Genomic DNA, 22,328 nt, shown 5'->3' with positions numbered 1-22,328 from the left:
ATGGCCACCGCTCAAACTCGCCGCAGCTTCCTGAAGATTGCCTCCGCCACCCTCGCCACCGGCGCGCTCCCTGGTCAGGGAAACCCAGCCCGGCAGAAGCCCAACGCGCAGGATGCGGTCCAGCTTCCGCCGCTCCACAACGTCCCGACCGAAGGCCCCGAGAAGTCACCCAGCCCTACGGAGCCGTACTCGCAGCGTGTCGGCTACGCCATCGTCGGCCTCGGCGATCTCGCCCTCAAGGAGATCCTGCCAGCCTTTGGCGCCAGCAAGTATTCCAAAGCAGTCGCCCTCGTCAGCGGCGACAAGGTCAAAGCTACCAGGATCGCCGCGCAGTACGGCATCAAGGAGGCTTCCATCTACAGCTACGAAAGCTACGATGAACTCGCGAAGAATCCCGAGGTCCAGGTCATCTACATCGTGCTGCCGAACAGCATGCACGCCGACTTTGTGGTGCGCGGCGCGAAGGCAGGCAAACACATCCTCTGCGAGAAGCCGATGTCGACCAATGTACGCGACTGCGAGCGCATGATCTCTGCCTGTAACCAGGCGAACGTCAAGCTGATGATCGCCTACCGGCAGCAGTACGAGCCGATGAACCGCGCCATTGTGAAGATGGTGAAGGAGGGTAAGCTCGGCGCGCTGAAGAGCTTCGTAGCCACCAACGCCCAGAACCAGGGTGACCCCGGCCAGTGGCGTCAGAAGCTCGCGCTCGCTGGCGGCGGCTGCCTCCCCGACGTTGGCGTCTACTGCCTCAACGCCGCACGCTTCATCTCAGGCGAAGAGCCGACCGAGGTCTGGGGCACCACCTATCAGCCAAAGGACGATCCCCGCTTCACCGAGGTCGAAGAGACCTGCTCCTTCACCCTCAAGTTTCCAAGCGGCCTCATCGCCTCATGCAGTACCGGCTACGGCGCGCACCGCTCTCAGTTCCTGCGCATGGAAGGCGAAAAGGCATGGGCCGAACTGAACCCGGCCTTTGGCTACAGCGGCCTGAAGCTCCGTACCGCAAAGCTCGAAGACGCGCAGAACGTCACCATCGAGCCCATGATCGAATCCGTCGACCAGTTCGCGCAGGAGATGGATCACATGAGCGTCTGCGTCCAGCAAAACCTTCAGCCCCACACCCCCGGCGAAGAAGGTCTGCAGGACCAGCGCATCACCGACGCCATCTACAAGTCAGCCAAAACCGGCAACTCCGTCAAGCTGTCTCCACCTGCAAAACCGACGCGAGGCCCCGATCCGATGGAGTCCTAAGTGGTCAGTCCATCAGCTTCCGCGTCAGATACGTGTACTGCGTAGCCCACGTCGCTGCCTGCTCCTTCAGGTTCGCACCGGCACCATGTCCGCCTTCCACGATCTCGTCATAGAAGAATGGCTTGTGGAACTCCTCCAGCCGCGCCGCAAACTTCCGCGCGTGGACGGGGCCGACGCGATCGTCCTTGGTCGTCGTAAAGATGAGCGGTTCAGGGTAGTTCACGTTGGGCTGTAGCTGGTTATACGGCGAGATCGACGCGAGGAACTTTCGCTCTTCGGGGATGGTCACCGTCCCATACTCGCCGACCCACGAGGCTCCCGCAGCAATCTGCTCGAAGCGGAGCATATCGAGCAGCGGCACCTGGATCACAACGGCATTCCACATCTCGGGGTGCTGCGTAAACTCGACGCCCATCAGCAGCCCACCGTTCGAGCCGCCGACGATGCCCATGCGGCGCGGCGTCGTGATCTTGCGCGTCACCAGATCCTGCGCGACCGACGCGAAGTCGTCGTAGATGCGTTGGCGATGCGTCTTCAATCCAGCCTCGTGCCAGGCCGGGCCAAACTCGCCGCCGCCACGAATGTTCGCCAGCACATACACGCCACCGCGAGCCAGCCATAGGTTGCCAATGATGCCGGAGTACTGCGGCGTCTCCGAAACCTGGAATCCGCCATACGCACCCATCAGCGTCGGGTTCGATCCGTCGAGCTTGAGATCCTTCTTGTGGACGAGGAAGTAGGGCACCTTCGTCCCATCCTTTGAGGTCGCCTCGAACTGCTCGACGGTCACGTTCGACGCATCGAACTGCGGCGGCAGCGTCTTGATCTGCGTTAGCGAAGCGTTCGCGCCGTCGCCAAGCACCAGCGACGAAGGCGTAAGGAATCCCGACAGCCGCAGGAAGAACTTGTCATCCGAAGTGTCTGCCGTTCCGATATCGACACTCACATTATCGGGAACCGCCAGCTTCGTCCGCGTCCATCCCGCACCATCGACGGAGTAGACGTATGCTCGCCCCTGCACATGCTCAAGCGTCGTCAGGATGAGCCGACCCTTCGTCGTCGTCACCTCCTGCGCGAACTCCTGCGCTGTTGGTTGGAAGATCACGACAGGCTTCAGGTGGAGCGGGTCCTTCTTCACCGCAGCCAACTCCATCGACAACACAGAGCCCTGCGCGAAGGTGGTGCTTCCGCCCTCCGGCTTCCAATTCTCGTTCAGCGTGACGATCAGCCGTCCACTCAGCACGTCGTTGATCTCGACCTTACCCGGCAGGCCAAGCCGCTTCACACCGTCGGGCGTCCACAGTGAGATCTCGTTCTCGAAGAAGTTGATGCCGCGCCGCATCAGGATCAGCGAATCGCCCTGCGCGTCATGGAGCGACTCGGCCCCGGCGCTCACGTCGGCCTCGGTACCGCGATAGACCTCTTTCGCCTGGTCGATCGGCTGACCACGCCTCCAGAGCTTGACGACGAAGGGATAGCCCGACTTCGTCATCGAGCCTGCACCCCAGTCGCGCGCTACCAGCAGCGTGTCCTTGTCGACCCACGTGACACTCTGCTTGGACTTCGGCAGCACAAAACCACCCTGCACAAAGCCGCCGGTCGCTCCGGCTTTGAGATCGAACTCACGCAATGTGTCCGCGTCCTCACCACCGGCTGAAAGCCCTGCCATGCAAAGCCCTGCGCCGGGATAGAGGCAGTTCAAGCCGCGCTGCACCCACTTTTCATTGTCGATCTTGGCGAGAGCATCGTAGTCAATCACCGTCTGCCAGTGCGGCTGCGCAGCCTTGTAGTCTTCAAGCGTCGTCCGCCGCAGAATACCGCGTACATGCTGCGCATCCTGCCAGGTGTTGTAGATCATGCCCTCACGGAACGCGGGCATGGCAAGGCGATCGGGCGATTCGAGCACCTTGAGCGCGGTCGCTTCCAGCCCGGCATAGCGTGGGTCCGCCTCCAGAACCTTTGCCGAGCGGTCGTTCTCAGCCTTCACCCAGGCCGTCGACTTTTCGCCGGAGACGTCTTCGAGCCACTGGTATTTGTCAGGCTGCTCGACCATCGACTGAGCAAAGCCTGAGGCAAGTGGCGAGGCGAGGATGGAAAAGATCAGGAGGCTTCGAACGGAAAGGCAAGGCATACACATAGAGGGGCAAAGCTCCCGGAGACAGACAGGTAGGTTGAAGGCTTGGCGCAAGCTTACGGCATAGCCACCAAGCCTGTACAGCACAGGCTATCGCCGGGTTGCAGCCTGCCGCAGGGTCTCCGCCGCGCTTTCGGGCGTAATATCCCGCTGAGGCGAACCGAGCAGTTCGTAGCCGACCATGAACTTTCGAATGCTGGCAGATCGGAGGAGCGGTGGGTAGAAATGCGCGTGGAACTGCCACTCCGGATGATCCTGCCCGTCGAACGGCTGTGGATGAAGGCCCATCGAATAAGGGAACGAGGTCTGGAAGACCTGGTCGTAGGTGGAGGTGACGTCGCGCAGGATTGCGGCGAAGTCGGTGCGCTCCGCGTCCGTGAAAGAGGCAACGTCCACGAGGTGTCGCTTCGGTAAAACCATCACCTCAAACGGCCAGACAGCCCAGAACGGGACCACGGCAAGGAAGCTGTCATTCTGCGCAACGATGCGCTCGCCCGCGGCAAGTTCCATCTCGGCATAGGCCACGAGGAGGTTGGTTCCGTGTTGCGCGAGGTAGGCCTTCTGCCCGGCGAGTTCGGCGGCGATCTCGTTGGGGATCGAACGGCTGGCCCAGATCTGGCCGTGCGGATGCGGGTTGCTTGCGCCCATCATCGCGCCACGATTCTCGAAGACCTGGACGTAGTGGATGTCGTCGCGTGCACCGAGTTCTGCGTACTGCGTCGCCCATACATCGACGACGGCGCGGATCTCCGCCACGGACATCTTCGCCAGCGTAAGGTCGTGGCGCGGCGAGAAGCAGATGACCCGGCAGACGCCGCTCTCACCCTCGGCGATCAGGAGTCCTTTGCCGTTGGCATCGTCATGGAACTGCGGCGCGTCGAGCTTAAGCGCGGCGTAATCGTTCTCGAAGACGTAGGTGCTGGTGTACACGTCCGTGCGCGCGCCACCCGCCCGCATGTTGCCGGGACAGAGATAGCAGGTCGGATCGTACTGCAGACCGGCGGGTGCGGCTGCATCTTCGGTCTGTCCCTGCCACGGGCGCTGCGTACGATTCGGGGAGACGAGGACCCACTCCTGCTTGAGCGGGTTGTAGCGGCGATGGGGATTCTGCTGGGCTAATGGATTCTGAAGTGCGGGTGAATTCATTGTGCGGCCTCATGTGCCAGCAGCGCGATGGCACCGTCGCAGGCTTTTGAGACAAAGCAGTCGGCGGTGATGTCTGTTGCGGCGGCGTACTCGCGGCGGACGGTTTCGACGAAGCGCCCTACGTCGGCAGCGCGGACGACGTTGACGGTACAGCCGCCGAAGCCGCCACCGGTGATGCGTGCGCCGAAGCACTCGGGCTGGCGGACCGCAATTTCAACGAGGGTGTCGACCTCGGCGCAGCTCGCTCCAAAGTCGTCGCGGAAGCTGGCGTGGGCCTGGGCCATCAACTGGCCAAACGCAGCCATGTTCCCTTGTAGCAGGGCCTCGCGGGCTTCGAGCACGCGCGAGTTCTCGGTGATGATGTGACGGCAGCGCAGAAAGCTTGCCTCGGTCATGAGCGAGCGACAGGCGTTCAGGTCGTCGATGGTGGCATCGCGCAGCATGGTCACCCCGGGGCGCTCGCGCACGATAACGGCCTGACCGGACTCCACCTCGTCGCGACGGTCGCCGTACTCCCCTGTAGCGACGGCATGCTTGACCATCGAGTTGCAGATGACGATCTTGACCGATGGGGGGAGCGGCAAAAGTTCGTAGGCGAGCGAACGGCAATCGAGCAGCATGGCGCGCTCAGCCTGGCCGCCGGTAACGACGAACTGGTCCATGATGCCGCTCTTAGCGCCGACGTATTCATTCTCGGCACGGCGGCAGAGGGTAGCGATCTCTTCGAGCGGGAGGGTCGCCCCGGCGTGTCGCAGAAGCGCCATGGCGGTTGCCACCTCGACCGAAGCGGAGGAGCTTAGTCCGGCACCAAGCGGCACGTCGCCCTCAAGACTCATGTCGAAGCCGCCGACCTTGATGCCCGCCTGCGCGAGACACCACAGGACGCCAGCGGGATAGTCACTCCAATGATCTTTTGGAGCACGCTGCTGCGAGGTGATCTCGAGGCTGACCTCCTCGTCAAAGTTCGTGGAGTAGAAGACGGCACGGTCATCCTGCCGCGAGCTGACGACCGCCACGGTCTGAAAGTCGATGGCCATGGGCATGACGAGGCCGCCGGTATAGTCGGTATGTTCGCCGATAAGGTTGACCCGTCCCGGCGCCGAACTTGCACGACCATCCTGTCCAAAATGCTCCCGATGTGCACGGAGCATGCGAGCGTCATCCACGATACTTCTCCTCATGATCACTGTGGCTGGTCGCCTGTAGGTGCGCGCCAACTCTGTAGACATCCATCAATGTATCCGAATACATAGCAAGGAAGATAGCTGGATCATCGCGAACCGCCGCGGGGCGCTACGCGTCGAACTCCATCTCGGGCTTCGGGAGGACATCGCTCGGTCCTGCCATCCACACGTAGAGAGTCGGGAGCAGGAAGAGGCTGATGATGAGGTCGGAGATGAGGCCGCCGACGATGACGACTGCGAAGGGCCGCTGCGAGTCGGAGCCGATGCCGTGGGAGGTGGCGGCGGGCAGGAGGCCGAGGGTTGCGACGAGCATCGTCATCATGATCGGACGCAGGCGGAGGACGGCGCCTTCGACGGCGGATTCTTCGATGGAGTGCCCGCGGACGCGCATCTGGTTGATGTATTCGAGCATGATGACGCCGGTCTGGACGGAGACGCCGAAGAGCGCGAGGAAGCCCACACCCGAGGAGACGCTGAAGTTGGTGTGGGTGACGAAGAGGGCGAGCGTTCCGCCGATCGGGGCGATGACGATGTTCGCCATGATGAGCATGGCCCATTTGAACGAACCGAACATCATGTAAAGAATAAAGAAGATGAGCATGATCGTGATCGGCACGACGATGGCGAGGCGCTTGGCAGAGCGCTTCTGGCTGGCGTACTCGCCTGCCCAGTCGAGCTTGTAGCCGGGCGGCAGCTTCACCTGCGCGGTGACCTTGGCGATCGCCTCTTCGACGGCACCGCCGAGGTCTCGTCCGCGAACGCTGTACTTGATGGCGACGTAGCGCGAGTTACCCTCGCGGTAGATCTCTGAGGCTCCGTCGACGACCGTGGGCTTGGTGAGCTGGGCGAGGGAGACCCGTTCGCCGGAGGGAGAGACGAGGCGGACATTCTCGATGGCCTCGGCGCTGTTGCGATAGTTCTGCTGATAGCGGGCGACGACGTCGTAGCGAGCTTCACCCTGCAGCAGCTTGGTGACCGCGTTGCCGCCGACTGCGGTCTCTACAGCATCCTGCACGTCGGTGACGTTGATGCCGTAGCGGGCGGCGGCGGGGCGGTCGACGATGAAGTTCAGGTTCGGCTGACCGATGACGCGGAAGAGGCCGAGATCCTGGATGCCTTTGATCTTGCTCATCACGCCGACGATCTCGTCGCCCTTCTGCTCGAGCAGCTTCAGGTCGTCGCCGTAGATCTTGACGGCGAGTTCACCTTTCACGCCGCTGACCGCCTCTTCCATGTTGTCCGAGATGGGCTGGGAGAAGTTCCACAGAACGCCGGGACGCTTCTCCAACTCGCGGTCCATGGCGGCGATCAACTCTTCCTTATTCTGGTTGAAGATGGGCCGCCAGTCCTTCTTCTGCTTGAGATCGACGAAGTATTCGGTGTCGAAGAAGCCGGTGGTGTCGACGCCGTCGTCGGGCCGGCCTACCTGGCTGATCACGTCCTTGACCTCGGGGAAGGAGGCGAGAACGGGGCGCGCATCGTTCATGACGCGGATGCCCTCGGTGGGACCAGTCGAGGGTGCTAGGGTTCCGCGAACCCAGACCGCGCCTTCATCGAGGTGCGGCAGGAACTCCGAACCGATGGCGCCCCCCTCGGTCAGGATCACAGCAACGGCAAGGCCCGCGAGGGTCGCGCCGATGACGATCCAGCGCGACTCGACGGCCCAGAGCGCGGCGGAGCGGTAGTGCTTGGTCAGGAAGTTCATGACCGGGTTATGCCACTCTTTCGCACCGTTCTTGAAGAGGATGCTCGAGAGTACGGGCGCGAGGAACATGGAGAAGACGAGCGCACCGAGCAGCGCGAAGGCTACCGTCCACGCCATGGGGCGGAAGAGTCTGCCTTCCACCTGCTGCAGCGTGAAGATGGGCAGGTACGCGGTGACGATGATGCCGATGGCGTAGAAGACCGGGCGCTGGACCTCGTGCGCGGCCTCCTGGACGATCTCGATGGTGGTGCGCGAGCCGTTGTCCTTGCGGTTCATGTGACGGACGATATTTTCGACCATCACGACGGCGCCGTCGACGACCATGCCGAAGTCAAGTGCGCCGAGCGAGAGCAGGTTCGCGGGAATGTGGCGCAGGTCGAGACAGATCGAGGCGAAGAGCAGCGAGAACGGAATCGTGATGGCGACGATGATCGCGCCGCGCACGTTGCCGAGGAAGAGGAAGAGGATGATCATCACGAGGACGATGCCCTCGGTGAGATTGTGAAGTACGGTGTGCGTCGTGAGATGCACGAGGTCGTCGCGGTCGAGAAATGGAACGACCTTTACGCCGGGCGGCAGAAGGCCGGGTACAGCGGCGACGGCAGGTTTACCATCCTTCGCGGGCTCGGCGGGGGTGCCGTTCAGCTCGGCGACCTTGGCGTGGATGCCGTCGAGAACTTCGTCGGAGTTGGCACCCTTCTGCAGCAGCACGATGCCTTCGACGACGTCGCCATCATCGACGATGACGCCATCCTGGCGGCGGATGGCCTTGCCGATCTGCCCGAGGCGGATCTTCGAGCCCTGCTGGACCGTGGCAATGTCCTTGATGCGAATTGCGGTGCCGTTGACGGTCTTGACGAGCGTGTTGGCGATGTCGTCGATGCTGGTGAAGAGACCTACGGCACGGACGTTGATCTCCTGCTGGCCTTCCTCGATAAAGCTGCCGCCGGCGTTGACGTTATTCGCCGTGAGGGCCTGCTCGATCTGCGCGATGGTGAGGCCGTAGGAGACGAGCTTGTCGGGGTCGATGCGGACCTGGTACTCGCGCGTGATGCCGCCAAAGCTCGAGACGTCGACGACGCCGGTAACGGACTTGAATTGCTTTTCGAGGGTCCAGTCCTCGAGCGACTTCAGCGCCATGTTGTCGTAGGCGGGATTGGTGCTGGTGAGGGTGTACCAGTAGATCTGGCCGACGGGGCTCCAGTCCGTGCCGATCTGCGGCTGCAGTCCGGCTGGCAGGTTGACGCCGTTGACGCGCTCCAGCACCTTCTCGCGGTTCCAGTCGTTGGTCGATTCGTCATCGAAGACCATCGTTACGCTCGACAGACCGGCGAGCGAGGTGGACCGCAGATGCGACATGTGCGGGATGCCGTTCATCTGGATCTCGATCGGAATCGTGACCTGCTGCTCGACCTCCTCCGCTGCCCTGCCCGGCCATTGCGTAATGATCTGGACGTAGTTGTTCGCGACGTCCGGATAGGCTTCGACGGGAAGATTGCGGAACGAGATGATTCCCCAGCCAAATAGAAGCACCGCAAGGGCGAGCACCAGCCATCGGTTCTTCAGCGCAAAATCGACAATAAAACTCATTACTGCGTCACCGTGCTCTGCAGTTCAAGCGCGTTGACGGCAACCTGCTGGCCCTGGCTGAGGCCCGATTTGACGACCTGCATGCCGCCCGGCAACATATCGCCGCTGGTGACGGCGATGCGGGTGAAGGTGCCACCGCCGCCGGAGGAATAGACGAAGTCCTGATCGTGCAGATGGACGATGGCGGTAGCTGGAACGACAAGATGTGCTTCCTGCTTCTGGCTGCGGAAGGTTGCGGTGACGAACATGCCGATCTTCATGTAGCCGGGGTTGCGAACCTGCACACGCACCTTCGCGGTACGAATGGTGGGGTCGAGGATGGGATCGATCTCGCTGATGCGGCCGGTCACATCCTTGTCGGGAAAGGCGTTGAAGTGGATGGTCGCCGTCTGGCCTGTGGAAAGGTTGGCGAGGTTGTTCTCGTAGACGTCGCAGACAATCCAGACGTCTTCGATATTCGCGATCGTGAAGAGGTTCGGTGAGTTGTCGAGCGTCTTGACGCCGGAGGCCTGGGTTATATTTTGCTCGATGATGACGCCGGTCGCGGGCGAGTAAACGTTGATCGCGCCCGATGGCTGATTGAGGTCGGTAGCGCCGAGAACCTTGAGGTGCTCCTTCGCGGCTTCGACATCGACTACGGCTTTGTCTTCGGTGTCCTGGGCGATCTCAAGCGCGCTCTGCGAGATGGCACCCTTCGAGTAGAGGAGCTTGGCGCGATCGAGCTGAACCTTCGCCAGCTTCTCGTCGGCAACGGCCTTGCGGTAGTCCGAGTAGGCCTGTTCGATGTCGTTGCTCTGGACGGTGAAGAGGCGCTGGCCCTTGTGGACGAGGTCGCCGATATGCGCGTAGATGGCGACGATGCGGCCTGATGCGAGCGAGATGACGGGGATCACCTTGGTGACATCCGGCTGCACCTGGCCTGTGACGCTCATCGACGAGGCCGCCATCTGGGTCTGAACGGTGGCGAGGGGAAACTGTTCGGGGTGGTCGACCTTGACGTTGTTGACGCTGGTGGCGGAGACGATGGTGGTCGGCGGCGGCGCTTCGTCCTTCGGATCAGACTTCTTGGCATCGCATCCGGTCAGCAGAATCAAGGCCGCGGCGGCAGCGGTCATTACGCTCTTCGTGTTCACTGGAGTACCTCTCGGCCGACGGCCTGGTTCATCTGTGCAGCGGCGGTGAGGTACGCACCCACCAGGTTCAAGTAGCCAAGCTGGATGCCGCGATAGTCGTTCTCAGCCTGGAGGAAATCGAGCAGCGATGCGCCGCCATGCTGGTAGGAGAACGAGATGGTGTCGCGCGCGGAGACGGCGAGGTTCAGGTATTTATCCTTATAAGGCCGGAGCAGGTGAAGCTGGCTGTCGACGGTGGCATAGGAGGAGTCGACATCCGCGAAGACCTGCGCGGTCGCAGCATCAAGCTGACGCTGCTGGAGGTCGATGTCGAGCAGGGTGCGCTGCTTTTCACCCTGGTTGCGGTCGAAGATGCGGAGCGGGAAGGTGACGCTGAGGCCGACGTAGCTGTTGAGCGGATTGGGCTGATGTGCGGCGTCAACGCCAAAGGTGGGATCGGTCGAACCGTTCGCGATGGCGAGGCGGTGATCGATGCGGGCCTTATCAACGACCTGCGTTGCGGCGCGGAGGTCGGGGCGAACCATCAGGGCCGTCTGATGATAGGTCTCAAGCGGCTGCAGCGCATCCTGGAAGGCGAACGGGCCGGTTACATCGAAGGTGTCGACCGGGGTGCGGTCGTTCAGGAGCTGAAGAAGCTGAATCTTCGAGGTGCGGAGGTTGACGTCGGCGGCCTCGAAGTCAGCTTCATACTGAACGCGGCCAAGCTCGAGGCGGTCGAGGTCGACCTGGGCGATATCTCCGGCGTGGAAGCGGTCGCGGCTGACCTGGAGGACGTGGTCGTAGTAGCCGAGGTTCTCTTTCGTGAGCGCCTGGATGGCCTTGGACTGCAGCACCTGGACGAAGGCGGCACGGAGCGCGTAGTTGAGGTTTCGCAGCAGGTCAGCCTGGTTGGAGGTGCTGATCTCGGTTCCGGCTTTGGCGCTGTCGGTTCGAAGTTCGCGCTTGTGGTCGCGCTCGTGGAGATAGTTGAAGGTGACGTCCGGGTAGAGGTTCGCCACGGGCTGCAGCGGGGAGTGGAAGAGGGTGAACTGGTCGGCAAAAAGGGTGAGGGTCGGATTCGGGCGAAGGTGCGCCGTAATCTCCTGTGCGCGCGATTCGTCGATCCCGATCGCTCCTGCCCGGAGCGTTGGATTGGACTGCTGGAAGCGGTCCTGTATCTGCTGCCAGCTAAAGGCTGGGCCTGCGGTCGACGGCTGAGAGGCGGCCTGTGCTGCGGCACTGACGGGTGCCTGCCCCGCGAGTAACGTGGAGGTCGCCGGGCACACGAACAGCAGGCTCAAAAATCCTAATCGATGAAGCTTACGAAGCAAACCATCCCCCGAAACGTACTGTGCGAGGCTGCAGAATCTGTAGTCCCGACGAGATGTCTTCAGAATTGCATGGAACGCATAAAGACTGCATAAGGACGTTTGCAAAAAGAATTTGATGTACCCCGTACTACTTCTTAACACCGTATTCCAACGTTTGTTGCGCGTAGAGATTGGCCCACCAGCAATTGAGAAGCGCTAAAAACGGCAAATTGAGACTGGCCCCATGATAGCAAAGACGGTTCTTTCTTGAGACGTTGAGCCATGCAGGAAAGCTTCAGGGCCGGGCCTGTTCCCGCAGCATATCGTCCACATCGCCAAGCTTGTCGCTGAGCAGGTTGATCTTGCTGGAGAGCGCCTGAATCTCGGACTCTGCGCGACGGTTAACGTCATAGTCCAACTCGCTGCGGAGTCGGTCTTTCGTGTCCTGCCGATTCTGGCTCATCATGATGACGGGCGCCTGGATGGAGGCGAGCATCGACAGGAAGAGGTTGAGCAGGATGAAGGGGTAGGGGTCCCATGCTTTGCCGCGCAGGATGACGTTGATCGCGGTGTACACGCTGAGCACGATGCCGAAGGAGATGATGAACGTCCACGAGCCCCCAAAGCGGGCGACTGCGTCGGCGATGTGCTCGCCGAAGGTGGATTCCTCATCGATGAGGTCGTTGGCGTTGCGCTGTGCGCGGAGGCGGACGATCTGCTGCATGGCATGTTGCTGGCGACCGAGCGCGGTGAGGAGGTCCATGCCGGCCATCGGCTTGCGCTCAAGCAGGATGGTGATATCGTTGCGGTCGACCTCGATGCAACGGGTCTCCTCGATGGCAATGGCGTTGGTGTGGTGAGGGGTCTCGTCGAGCATGGAGGCAAAGCCGAAGAAATCGGCGTGGCCGGGCTCGTCGAGCAGGACCTCCTGCTGGTCCTCATCGACGGTGGTGATGCGGACGATGCCGGACATCATGATGTAAGCATTCTTGCCACTATCACCGACTTTATAGATGCGCTGCCTCGGGGCAAACAGGCGTAGCTCTACCTGCGCGGCGAGGATGGCCATCTCGTCATCATCAAGCAAGGCAAATAGGGGGACGTGGCGCAGTTCTTCGGGATCACATGCCATGGGATGTACCTCGTTCGTGGTGGAAGTCCGACGACCTATTCTAAGGGGAGTTTGAGGACGGCAGGTTAATGCGGTATCTCAATGAGCACCTGTAAAGGCCGAACACCGATCAGTGCGGATGACACCGATTAGGTACCGTGCCTTGTCGTTGATCGGTGCCAGGTACTTCCCTACTCTTCGCGCAGGACTTCCAGCGGCTTCTGGCCGAGGATGCGGTGGCCGGCTACCCAGCCTGTGGCGACGGTGAGGAGGGCTGTGCCGAGCAGGGTGGCGAGGGCCCAGGTCCACTCGAAGCGGTAGGCCACGGTGAGTTTGTTGAGGAGGGCGGCGGCGATGATGTTCGCGAAGAGGATGCCGACGAAGCCGGCGACGAGGCCGAGGACTGCGAATTCTATGGAGAAGATCGTCGCGATACGGGCGCGGGTGGCGCCAAGCGTCTTGAGGACGACGACCTCGCGGATGCGACGGTAGCGTGTTCCGGCGATGCTGCTGGCGAGGATGACGACGCCTGCGAAGATGCTGAACGCTGCGAGGAACTGGATCACGTAGGTGATCTGGATGACGACGGATCGGACGGTTTCGAGCACCTGTGCGACGTTGATGACGGTGACGCTTGGATAAGCCTTGTAGAGAGCGCGCTGGACTTCGCCTACGTGCTCGGGGTCGACATGGATGCCGCCGTACCAGACGGTCGGCAATCCCGCGAGGGCGGCACGGGGCAGGATGAACTCCGCACGGGAGTAGGCGTGCTGGCCGTCGGACTTGATGAGTGCGCCCACCTTCGCGGTGAACTGACGGTCGCCTGCGGCGAAGGTGATGGTCGAGCCGAGAGGAGCGCGGAGCCGCTCGGACTGGCGAACACCGATGGCGACCTGGGGCGATTGTTCGTTGGCCGCCCACCATTGCCCCTCGATGATGGTGGTGCCGGGCGGCATGGTGTCGGACCATGTGAGACTGATCGACTGGAGCATGCGCTTGGGGAAGTTCTTCAGCTTGAGGTCGGCTGCGGGAACGCCGTTCACGGCAAGGATGCGCGAGGTGACGACGGGCAGCATCTCCATATCGGGCCGGACGAGCGGCTGTGCCTGGAGGAACTTGCGGACGCCGTCGATCTCTTCGTTGGTGATATCGACCATGAAGACGTTGGGCAGGTTGGGCGCGGAGGAGACATGAAGCTCGCTGACGACGGCCTGCTGGACGAGGTAGACGGTCATGATCTGCATGACGCCCATGCCGAGGGCGGCGAGCAGGGCTGCTGAGGGATTGCCGGGGCGATAGAGGTTCGCCAGTCCATGCCGAAGCGAGGAGGGCAGGTGCAGGCGGGTGCGGCTGAGGAACTGGCGCAGCGTCCAGAGCACGACGCTTGAGGCCGCGAGCAGGACGGCGAGCACGACGACGAGGCCGATTGAGAAGACTCTGCCGACCACGATCGAGTCGGACAGGGTGGTGGCGATCAGTGCCAGCCCAGCGAGGATGAGAACGGCTGCGCCGATCTGGGCGAGGTTCTTCTGGATCTTGCGGAGGAAGCCGCGAACGAGCGGGTCGTTATTCTCTTCTACGGCGCGGCGCAGGATGAGGATGGGGCGGACGCCACGCACGTCGAGCAGCGGCGGCAGGGTGAAGAGCAGCGTGGTGAGGATGCCTGCGGCGAGGCCGGTCAGGACGGCGCTGAGCTGTACGTGGAGCTGCGTATCGACGGCGATCAGCTTTGCCAGCAGCACGGGCAGGACAAGTTGTACGGCGACACCGAGGCCGACGCCGACGAGCCCGCCCAAGACTCCGAGTAAGAGGGTTTGGAGCAGGTAGATCTTGATGATCTGCCCGGAGCTTGCGCCGAGCGACTTCATGATCGCGATGGTGTCCAGCCGCTGCTGCAGGTGGGCGCGCATGGCCATGGCGACGCCGACGGCTCCGAGCACAAGGGCTACGAGGCTCATGAGGGAGAGCAGGCTGGTGGCGCGGTCAAGCCCCTGCGTGAGGGCGGGATTGGTCTCGCGATAGTCGGAGACCTGGGACTCGGGCAGGAGGGCTTCGAGCTTTGTCTTCAGGGTGGCAACGCCACGCTCGGAGATGGGGCTGCCGTTGCGGGGGGCTGGGACTTTGAAGAGATAGCGCTGCCCGGCGTGGCTGCCGGGAGCGAGGAGGCCTGTGGCGTCGAGGCCTTCGCGGGTCATCAGGACGCGCGGTCCGGCGGCGAAGTTGCTGGAGAGCCGGTCGGGTTCGTTGGTGACGACGGAGGCGATGCGGAAGAGCTTGCCGCCGATCTTGATGGAGTCGCCGATGTGGAGGTGGAGGCGGATCAGCAGGTCATCGGCGACCACAACGGTGTCGGGCTTGAGGACGTCGCTGAGCTTACCTGCGGGTTGTAGCTCGACGGCCCCGTAGAAGGGGTAGCGCGCGGGATCGACGGCCTTGAGCGAGATGAGGAGCGGGTCCATCGTCTTCTCGGCGCTGGCCATGGAGAGGAGTTCGGTGACGGGGGTCATGATGACGCCCTGTGAGGAGATGGCGTCGAGGCCTGCCTGCTCTTTCGGCGTGGGCTGGCCGAACATGCGGGCTGAAAGGTCGGCGGCCATGATGCTTCGGGCGCGAGAAAGCAGCGTGCCGCGGAAGGAGGTGCTGAAGCCGCGGACACCGGTGAGCGCGGCCACTCCGATGGCGACGGAGAGAACAACGAAGAAGAACTTTCCGCGCGACGCTCGCATCTCGCGCGATGCGATCTTGGCGGCTGAGACCCAGGAGAGCTGATTGGCCATGCTAGAGAACCGCCTCAGGAATGGCGGCCTCGTTCATCTCGTCGGAGAGGATCGAGCCGTCGCGCAGGGTAATGCGGCGATCGGCATAGCCCGCGAGCACGGGATCGTGGGTTACGAGGACGAGGGTTGTGGCCTGTGTGCGGTTCAGGTTGAGGAGAAGTTCGAGGACGTGGGCGCCGTTGACGGTGTCGAGGTTGCCGGTCGGCTCATCCGCGAGCACGATGGGGGGGCGCAGGATGAAGGCGCGGGCGAGGGCTACACGCTGCTGCTCGCCACCGGAGAGCTGGACCGGGTAGTGGTCGAGGCGATCTCCCAGGCCGACGCTGGCGAGGAGCTGGCGGGCGCGGGGCAGACCCTCGGCTGCCTCTGATTTGTCGGCGTTAAGCTCGTGCGGCAGCAGGACGTTTTCGAGCGCGGTGAGGGTGGGGATGAGCTGGTAGGACTGGAAGACGAAGCCGATGGTGCGACCGCGCACTTGTGCCAGCTTGTCTTCGGGAAGGTAGCTGATGGCTACTCCATTGAGGAAGACATCGCCCGCGCTGGGCATGTCAAGCCCGGCCAGCAGGCCCAGCAGGGTGGACTTGCCCGATCCGGAGGAGCCCATGATGGCGGCGAACTGCCCGGCGGGAATGTCGAAGTCGATTCCCTTGAGGATGTCTGTTGTACGAGCAGCAGCACCGGTGCCGTTGCGAATCGATTTACGGAGGCCCTTGACCGAGATCATTCCAGCAGCGGTACTCACCAGTGGGGTCTCCTTCTGCCAGCGGCAGAACGTCTTTGTTAGATTTGAAGCATGCAGAGGTCTGTCTACAGCACTATTCTAGCGGCTTTCGTACTCCTCATCGGTTGCCATTCCAAGGATACGTCGAGCCCGTCAACAGAGACCCCGGCCGCCCCGAGTTCGCAGCCTGCGGTCAGCACCTCGAAGACAGCTCCAGTTGCTCCGAATGATGCTCGTCCCCTGCTGGTCTGCTTCGGCGATTCGCTTACGGCTGGCTATGGGACCGATCCGGGGCAGAGCTACCCCGACTATCTGCAGGCTGACCTTGACGCGAAGGGGTATCACTACCGGGTGGTAAACGAGGGCGTGAGCGGGGCTACGTCGAAGGATGGCGTCTCGCGGCTGCCGGAGATCGTCGCGCTGAAGGCTGCGGTGATCGTGGTGGAGTTCGGCGGGAACGACGGGCTGCGCGGTCTGCCGGTGAAGGATATGCGCGCCAATCTTGATCGGATCGTCTCAACCCTGAAGGCATCCGGGGCCAGGCTTGCGGTCGCGGGCATCACGCTGCCGCCGGACTATGGACCCGACTATGTGAACCAGTTCACGGCGACCTATCCGCTGCTGGCTAAGAAGTACCAGGTTCCGGTGTACCCGTTTCTGCTGCAGGGGGTGTTTGGCGTGGATGGCATGATGCAGGCGGATCGAACGCACGCTACGGCCAAGGGGAATGAGATCGTTGCGCGGAATCTGCTGCCGGTCGTTGAGCCGCTGCTGAGCAAATAACGAGAGGCTTAATACGGATCACAGGGAGGTACGTCCTGCTCTTAATCCGTGTCGTCCCTGCTTTTATCTGTGTTATGTCTTTGCCTTTAGTTCATGACGACGATGGGTTGCATGAGGGTTCCGGCTACTCGTTTGGCGATGGCCATCATCTCGGTTGGGGAGGTGAAGACCTTGACCAGGGGTACATCCGAAAACTCTGCGAGGTTGATCTGCATGCCGTTGCGGATGCGTCCTGCTGTCTGCTCATCGACGGTGACGGAGGGCATCTCGGGGAGCAGGGTGCGGGGATGGGGCAGGCTTCGCTCGATGGCTGCGGGGTCTCCTGCTAATGCTTTGAGGGCTTCGGTGGTGATGGCCTGATCGAGGGAGAAGACGCCTGCGCGGGTGCGGCGGAGCGAGGAGAGGTGCGCGCCGCAGCCGGCTAATGCGCCTAGCTCATGCGCTACGGAGCGGACGTAGCCTCCGGCGCTGACGGTCATGGCGAACTCGGCGGTGTCGCCGGTAAGGGAGAGAAGCTCAAAGTTGTGGATGACGATGCGGGCTGGTTTGACGGGAACGTCGACGCCTGCGCGGGCGAGTTTGTGTGCGGGGACGCCGTTGATCTTTTTGGCGGAGAAGATGGGGGGCATCTGGTCCATGGGGCCGTGGAACTTCGTCGCTAACTCCTGCAACTCTGCTAGGGAGAGCGTGAGGGGTTGCGGTTCGGCCGCGGGCTTGCCGTCGGCGTCGAAGCTGTCGGTTGCGTAGCCGAAGCGGATGGTGCCGGTGTACTGCTTCTCAGCCTGTCCAAAGAACTGGGCCAGGCGGGTGTACTTGCCGAGGAGCAGCGGGAGGACGCCGGTCGCCATGGGATCGAGTGTGCCGAGGTGGCCGATGGACGACTCGCCGGTGATTCGGCGGACGAGGGAGACGCAATCATGCGAGGTGATGCCCGAGGGTTTGTCGAGCACGATGAGACCGTTCATCTCTCCAGACTACAAGGCCTGGCGGCTTAACACCGATCCGTGCGATTGACCCCGATCTACGACCGAGGCTTACCGCGGATTGTCGCGGAGGAACGCGGATTGAGTGCAGGTGCTACGGCTTATTGCAGATGAGGGGGATGGGACGAATGTGATCCGGGCCAGGACAGACGGAGGCCAGGGCAACCGCAGGTCCTTCGACTTCGCTCAGGGTGACAGGGTTTTGGGGAGGGTACGAGTGAACGCGGATTCCCTTCGGGAACGACAGGCAATGGTGGTGGATCAGCTTTGGCGGCGGACGAGAGAGAGGAATTCGTTGCGGGTTTGGAGTTGGGTTTTGAAGACGCCGAGCATGGCGGAGGTGACGGTGGCGGAGTGCTGTTTTTCTACGCCGCGCATCATCATGCAGAGGTGTGAGGCCTCGAGGATGACGGCGACCCCTTGCGGGTGGATGGCGTTGGTGATGGCCTCGCCGATCTGGCGGGTGAGGCGCTCCTGAACCTGGAGGCGACGGGCGAAGACGTCGACGAGGCGAGGGATCTTGCTGAGGCCGATGACCTTGCCGTGCGGGACGTAGGCGACGTGGGCCTTTCCAAAGAAGGGCAGCAGGTGGTGTTCGCACATGCAGTAGAACTCGATGTCTTTGACGATGACCATCTCGTCGTAGTCGACGTCGAAGAGCGCTTCGTGCAGGACATCGGCTACGTTCTGCTGGTAGCCGCGAGTGAGGAAGGCCATGGATTTTTCCATGCGCTCGGGGGTCTTCTGCAGACCGTCGCGATCGGGGTCTTCGCCGATGCGGGAGAGGAGTTCGCGATAGATCTCCTGCGTGGAGATGTCTGCTAATGCGGTTGGTTCGAGTGCGGTTGGGCTTGCCATGATGGTGCCTTCTTTCGTGTGCTTCATGCTGCGGCGGTGCTTGCTGTCGTTGGGCCAATCTCGCCGGGGTAGTCGAACGAGTTGTTGCCTGTCTCTTCGACGTGAACGTTGGTGAGCGTTGCGCCGGTGAAGTCGCTGAAGATGCGATGGACGACGATGGCGAGGTTCTCGGTCGAGGGGACCATCGTTTTGAAGTGATCGAGCGTGTTCAGGTTGACGAGGTCGAAGATGGAGGTAAGGTGCTGGTGCGCGAAGGTGTCGAGGGCACCGAGGTCGCAGACCATGCCGGTGACTGGGTCAACCTGCCCGCCGAAGGTGACTTCGACGATGTAGTTGTGGCCGTGGCCGTGCGGGTTATTGCATTTGCCGAAGACGGCAAGATTCTGCTCGGCTGAGTAGCTGTCGCTGTTGAGGCGATGGCTGGCGCTGAAGCGGTAGCGCCGTGAGAGGTAGGCTTTCATCGCTCACCGTAGTAGTCGGCGAAGAGGTCGGCCATTTCGTAGACGCGCACGCGATGAAGACGGGCGTTGGGGATCTTGCCGTCGAGGCGATTCCAGATCGCGAGGGCGATGTTTTCGGTGGTCGGGATAGTGGTCTTGAACTCGGGAACTTCGAGGTTGAGGTGGCGATGGTCGTAGACGCTGACGACCTCGCGCTCGAGGATGGTTTTGAGCTCCTTGAGGTCGACTACGAAGCCGGAGGTTGGGTCGATCTCGCCTGCGACGGTTACTTCGAGGGTGTAGTTATGACCGTGTCCGTTCCGGTTGGAGCACTTACCGAAGACGCGGAGATTCTCCTCGGCGGACCAGGCGTCGTTCCAGTAGTAATGGGCGGAGGAGAATTCGGCTTTGCGGGTGAGCAGGATCATAGGTTCTCGATGTTAGACGGCGTTTCGGGCGTTGGGGATTCACTCACGAGCCAGTTCTGTAGCTTCGTCCCTTCCAGGTGACGGTCTTGTTGACGCGGTGATGGAGGACGCTTTGGAGGAGTAGGAAGCAGAAGAACGGGATGCCGAGGATGGACAGGATGGTGTCGGGCGCGGAGAAGTGGGCGCGCATGACGCGGTTGTAGAAGCGGAAGGCGGTTCGAACCCAGAGGAGGAAGAAGACGAAGCCCTGGTAGGGGAACTTCTGCGGGACGAGGAAGGCGAGGATGGGCAGGCCGAAGAAGAGGAGGAAGTCCAGGACTCGCCAGAAGGCGAGGGCGATGGGCGACGGCATGAGGAGGGCGAGGTTCTTGGTCCAGCCTTCGATCATCTCGGCCGTGGTGCGGTACATGCGGGAGGAGAGCGCTTCGGGCGCGTAGCGGAAGCGGATAACGCGCGGGCCGCGCTTGATGTTGCGGGCGAGGGCGACATCTTCGAGAACGCTTGGGCCGACGGCGCGGTGTCCGCCAACGGAGAAGTAGGCGTCGCGCTCGACGAGCAGGAACTGGCCGTTGGCGGCGGCGAGGCGGCTGCCGGGATCGTTGACAAGTTTGGAGGAGTAGACGCTTGCAAGCTCTGAGAAGACGAGCGGCATGACGGCGCGCTGCCAGAATCCGGTGACGACCTGGCGCGGCGAGTAGGAGAGCAATGCGGCTTTGTGGCGTTCGGCTTCGCGGAGGGCTCGGCCGAGGTCGCCTGCTTCGTGGATGGTATCGGCGTCGGTGAAGAGAAGCCAGGCGCCGGAAGCGGTTTGTGCTCCGGTCCAGCAGGCGTTGTTCTTGCCGGTAAAGCCGCCTTGCGGGCTGAGATCGAGCGGTGGCGCGGTGAGGACGGTGACACCTGCGGCTTCGGCGGCGGCCCGGGTATCGTCGGTCGAATCGTCGTCGACGACGAGGATCTCCCATTCGCGGCCGAGCAGGAAACCGGGTTCGCTCTGGGCGAGGAGCGAGGCTAAACACTCGGGCAGCAGATGCGCTTCATTGCGAGCGGGAATGATCACGCTCAGTTCCATCACCGATTCTTCCGTCTCAATAGTCACAGCTTCGTATTATAGGAAGCAGGAGCGAACCGTGCGCAGAGTGTGGACAGCAGTAGTTCTGGGAAGTGTACTGATGACGGGATGTGAACGGGGGAGTCATCCGGGAAACATCGGTAAGCCTGCCCCGCAGTTTACGATGTCCGATGGCGTTACGGCGGTTGACCTGAGCAAGCTTCGTGGCCAGGTGGTGGTGCTGAACCTTTGGGCTTCGTGGTGCGTTCCGTGTGTCGAGGAGCTTCCGAGCCTGCTGGCGATGCAGCAGCAGCTACCGAACGTGAAGGTCGTAGCGGTGAGCATGGATCAGGATGATGACGTGTATCGGCGATTTCTGGTGAAGAACAACGTGCATGTGACGACGGTTCGCGATCCGGATGCGAAGGTGAATGCAATCTACGGGACGCAGCAGATTCCTGAGACGTACATCATTGACCGGCAGGGGATTTTGCGGCGGAAGTTTGTGAATGCACAGAACTGGACCAGTCCGGAGATTATCGGGTATCTTTCGAGGCTTTGATGGGGCCGGGCGAGTGCAGACGCAGGTCCTTCGACTTCGCTCAGGATGACAGGGTTTGGGTGGGGCACCTAGTCCTTGCGCCAGGCGGGGCGGTAGGCGAGACGGATATCTATGCCTTCCATGCCGGCGGATTTGGCGGCTTCGAGGCCTTCGTCGGAGTCTTCGAAGACGATGCAGCGATTTGGGGAGACGGCCATTCTGCGAGCGGCTTCGAGGAAGATATCGGGGGCGGGCTTCCCTGCTGCTACGTCGGAGGCGACCACGATGAAGTCGAAGAGGGGCAGGAGGCCGGTTGCGCCGAGGGTCGACTCTACGTTGGCCTTGCGACCATTGGAGCCGACTGCCAGGGGGACCTTGCCCTTCCAGGCTCGGGCGATCTCGGCCACGACGGAGACCTCCTGAAGGAGATGCAGGCCGTCCTGAAAGGAGACGCTGTAGTGGTCGAGGACCTCCTTGCGCGGGATGGGATTGCCGACTACCTCGCGCTCGAAGTCGTCGAAGAGGGCCTTCGGAGTGAGACCGGCTCGTGGATAGTAGAACTCGTCGGTCATGGTGAGGCCGTAGTGTTTAAGCCCGACCCGCAGAGCGCCGAGGTGGGCTCCGGCGGTTTCGACCAGGGTACCGTCACAGTCAAAGATCAAGGCGTCGAACTCGCCCGCAACTAAAGCTTTCAAGCCAGCAGTCTTCTCCGTACCTGTCGTCATGGGTCTATTCTAACGATCCTGCTCGATAGCCATAGAAGCGTGGACCGTATGGACCGCTGTTATGATCACAGCATGACTCAGCTGGACGTTCTCTATCGCTACGGTGTTCCTCCATCCGAGGCGGCGACGCTTGCCATTGCAAACCTGCGCGAGATCTATGGCGTTCGCAAGCTCGACTTTGACGAGGCATCGAAGACGATCCGAATTGAGTATGACGCGTCTCGTTTGACCGAGCCTGTGATCCATCAGCTGCTGCGTCGAGCGGGTCTGGACATCGTCGAGACGATGGCGATGTTTGCTCCACCGGCACCGCCGCCACCACCTGCGGAGCCTGCACCCGCAGTCTAAGACATTGCCCTGAGGCGAAGTTTTAGGTACGCTGAATCAGCAACCGCGCCCGTAGCTCAGCTGGATAGAGCATTTGGCTTCGAACCAAAGGGTCGGAGGTTCGAATCCTTCCGGGCGCACCAGTTCTTCC

Annotated in this window: 19 protein-coding genes and 1 tRNA gene; 5 read left to right on the top strand and 15 right to left on the bottom strand. The window is 62.0% G+C overall.

All coding sequences use genetic code 11. The annotated features are described in order from the left end of the window. A complete protein-coding gene (locus OHL20_RS17290; RefSeq protein ID WP_263384425.1) occupies nucleotides 1-1,254 on the top strand; it encodes a Gfo/Idh/MocA family protein in 1,254 nt (417 codons plus the stop codon). Nucleotides 1,255-1,258: 4 nt separating this feature from the next. Here the strand turns inward: OHL20_RS17290 and OHL20_RS17285 are convergent, their stop codons facing one another. The 9 genes from OHL20_RS17285 to OHL20_RS17245 form a co-directional block, all read right to left on the bottom strand. Beyond that, nucleotides 1,259-3,391, bottom strand: a complete 2,133-nt coding sequence (locus tag OHL20_RS17285) for a prolyl oligopeptidase family serine peptidase (protein ID WP_263384424.1) — start codon at nucleotides 3,389-3,391, stop codon at nucleotides 1,259-1,261. Nucleotides 3,392-3,478: 87 nt separating this feature from the next. Further along, nucleotides 3,479-4,534, bottom strand: a complete 1,056-nt coding sequence (locus OHL20_RS17280; protein ID WP_263384423.1) for a UDP-glucose--hexose-1-phosphate uridylyltransferase — start codon at nucleotides 4,532-4,534, stop codon at nucleotides 3,479-3,481. After that, complete coding sequence (gene galK, locus OHL20_RS17275) at nucleotides 4,531-5,700, bottom strand: galactokinase (protein ID WP_263384422.1); 1,170 nt, start codon at nucleotides 5,698-5,700, stop codon at nucleotides 4,531-4,533. The genes OHL20_RS17280 and galK overlap by 4 nt, the downstream gene beginning before the upstream one ends. 127 nt (nucleotides 5,701-5,827) lie before the next feature. Then, the gene (locus tag OHL20_RS17270; RefSeq protein WP_263384421.1) at nucleotides 5,828-9,013 is read right to left on the bottom strand and encodes an efflux RND transporter permease subunit; all 3,186 of its coding nucleotides are present in this window, start codon (nucleotides 9,011-9,013) and stop codon (nucleotides 5,828-5,830) included. After that, nucleotides 9,013-10,128 carry an efflux RND transporter periplasmic adaptor subunit gene (locus tag OHL20_RS17265; RefSeq protein WP_263384420.1) on the bottom strand — a complete coding sequence of 372 codons (1,116 nt, stop codon included), beginning with the start codon at nucleotides 10,126-10,128 and terminating at the stop codon, nucleotides 9,013-9,015. The genes OHL20_RS17270 and OHL20_RS17265 overlap by 1 nt, the downstream gene beginning before the upstream one ends. A 14-nt stretch (nucleotides 10,129-10,142) precedes the next feature. Next, complete coding sequence (locus OHL20_RS17260; protein ID WP_263384419.1) at nucleotides 10,143-11,426, bottom strand: TolC family protein; 1,284 nt, start codon at nucleotides 11,424-11,426, stop codon at nucleotides 10,143-10,145. Between the two features lie 304 nt (nucleotides 11,427-11,730). Continuing rightward, nucleotides 11,731-12,567 carry a DUF1003 domain-containing protein gene (locus OHL20_RS17255; RefSeq protein WP_263384418.1) on the bottom strand — a complete coding sequence of 279 codons (837 nt, stop codon included), beginning with the start codon at nucleotides 12,565-12,567 and terminating at the stop codon, nucleotides 11,731-11,733. Between the two features lie 170 nt (nucleotides 12,568-12,737). Beyond that, nucleotides 12,738-15,323 carry an ABC transporter permease gene (locus OHL20_RS17250; protein ID WP_263384417.1) on the bottom strand — a complete coding sequence of 862 codons (2,586 nt, stop codon included), beginning with the start codon at nucleotides 15,321-15,323 and terminating at the stop codon, nucleotides 12,738-12,740. 1 nt (nucleotide 15,324) lies between these two features. Then, nucleotides 15,325-16,047 carry an ABC transporter ATP-binding protein gene (locus OHL20_RS17245; RefSeq protein ID WP_263385033.1) on the bottom strand — a complete coding sequence of 241 codons (723 nt, stop codon included), beginning with the start codon at nucleotides 16,045-16,047 and terminating at the stop codon, nucleotides 15,325-15,327. Between the two features lie 69 nt (nucleotides 16,048-16,116). On the opposite strand from OHL20_RS17245, the gene OHL20_RS17240 reads away from it, so the two are divergent. Next, a complete protein-coding gene (locus OHL20_RS17240; RefSeq protein WP_263384416.1) occupies nucleotides 16,117-16,827 on the top strand; it encodes an arylesterase in 711 nt (236 codons plus the stop codon). 86 nt (nucleotides 16,828-16,913) lie between these two features. On the opposite strand, the gene truB is transcribed toward OHL20_RS17240, so the two are convergent. From truB to OHL20_RS17215, 5 genes are all read right to left on the bottom strand, one after another. Then, nucleotides 16,914-17,792: a tRNA pseudouridine(55) synthase TruB gene (truB, locus tag OHL20_RS17235; RefSeq protein WP_263384415.1), complete on the bottom strand. Its 879-nt coding sequence runs from the start codon at nucleotides 17,790-17,792 to the stop codon at nucleotides 16,914-16,916. A gap of 279 nt (nucleotides 17,793-18,071) precedes the next feature. Then, nucleotides 18,072-18,668 carry a GTP cyclohydrolase I FolE gene (folE, locus tag OHL20_RS17230; RefSeq protein WP_396272338.1) on the bottom strand — a complete coding sequence of 199 codons (597 nt, stop codon included), beginning with the start codon at nucleotides 18,666-18,668 and terminating at the stop codon, nucleotides 18,072-18,074. Nucleotides 18,669-18,691: 23 nt separating this feature from the next. Next, a complete protein-coding gene (locus OHL20_RS17225; RefSeq protein ID WP_263384414.1) occupies nucleotides 18,692-19,129 on the bottom strand; it encodes a 6-carboxytetrahydropterin synthase in 438 nt (145 codons plus the stop codon). Then, on the bottom strand, nucleotides 19,126-19,536 hold the full coding sequence (locus OHL20_RS17220) for a 6-pyruvoyl trahydropterin synthase family protein (RefSeq protein WP_263384413.1): 411 nt from the start codon (nucleotides 19,534-19,536) through the stop codon (nucleotides 19,126-19,128). The genes OHL20_RS17225 and OHL20_RS17220 overlap by 4 nt, the downstream gene beginning before the upstream one ends. A gap of 43 nt (nucleotides 19,537-19,579) precedes the next feature. Beyond that, complete coding sequence (locus tag OHL20_RS17215) at nucleotides 19,580-20,632, bottom strand: glycosyltransferase (RefSeq protein WP_263384412.1); 1,053 nt, start codon at nucleotides 20,630-20,632, stop codon at nucleotides 19,580-19,582. A 31-nt stretch (nucleotides 20,633-20,663) separates the two neighbouring features. Between OHL20_RS17215 and OHL20_RS17210 the strand changes: the two genes are divergently transcribed. Then, complete coding sequence (locus tag OHL20_RS17210) at nucleotides 20,664-21,146, top strand: TlpA family protein disulfide reductase (protein WP_263384411.1); 483 nt, start codon at nucleotides 20,664-20,666, stop codon at nucleotides 21,144-21,146. 68 nt (nucleotides 21,147-21,214) lie between these two features. Here OHL20_RS17210 and OHL20_RS17205 read toward each other — a convergent pair whose 3' ends face one another. Beyond that, nucleotides 21,215-21,850 carry an HAD family hydrolase gene (locus OHL20_RS17205; protein WP_263384410.1) on the bottom strand — a complete coding sequence of 212 codons (636 nt, stop codon included), beginning with the start codon at nucleotides 21,848-21,850 and terminating at the stop codon, nucleotides 21,215-21,217. A 72-nt stretch (nucleotides 21,851-21,922) separates the two neighbouring features. Between OHL20_RS17205 and OHL20_RS17200 the strand changes: the two genes are divergently transcribed. Both OHL20_RS17200 and OHL20_RS17195 read left to right on the top strand, forming a co-directional pair. Continuing rightward, complete coding sequence (locus OHL20_RS17200) at nucleotides 21,923-22,198, top strand: hypothetical protein (RefSeq protein ID WP_263384409.1); 276 nt, start codon at nucleotides 21,923-21,925, stop codon at nucleotides 22,196-22,198. 45 nt (nucleotides 22,199-22,243) lie between these two features. After that, nucleotides 22,244-22,320 (top strand) — tRNA-Arg (locus OHL20_RS17195). Nucleotides 22,321-22,328: the final 8 nt, after the last annotated feature.

Source organism: Granulicella arctica, assembly GCF_025685605.1.
Classification (GTDB): domain Bacteria; phylum Acidobacteriota; class Terriglobia; order Terriglobales; family Acidobacteriaceae; genus Edaphobacter; species Edaphobacter arcticus.
This window is presented reverse-complemented; position numbering and strand designations above follow the sequence as displayed.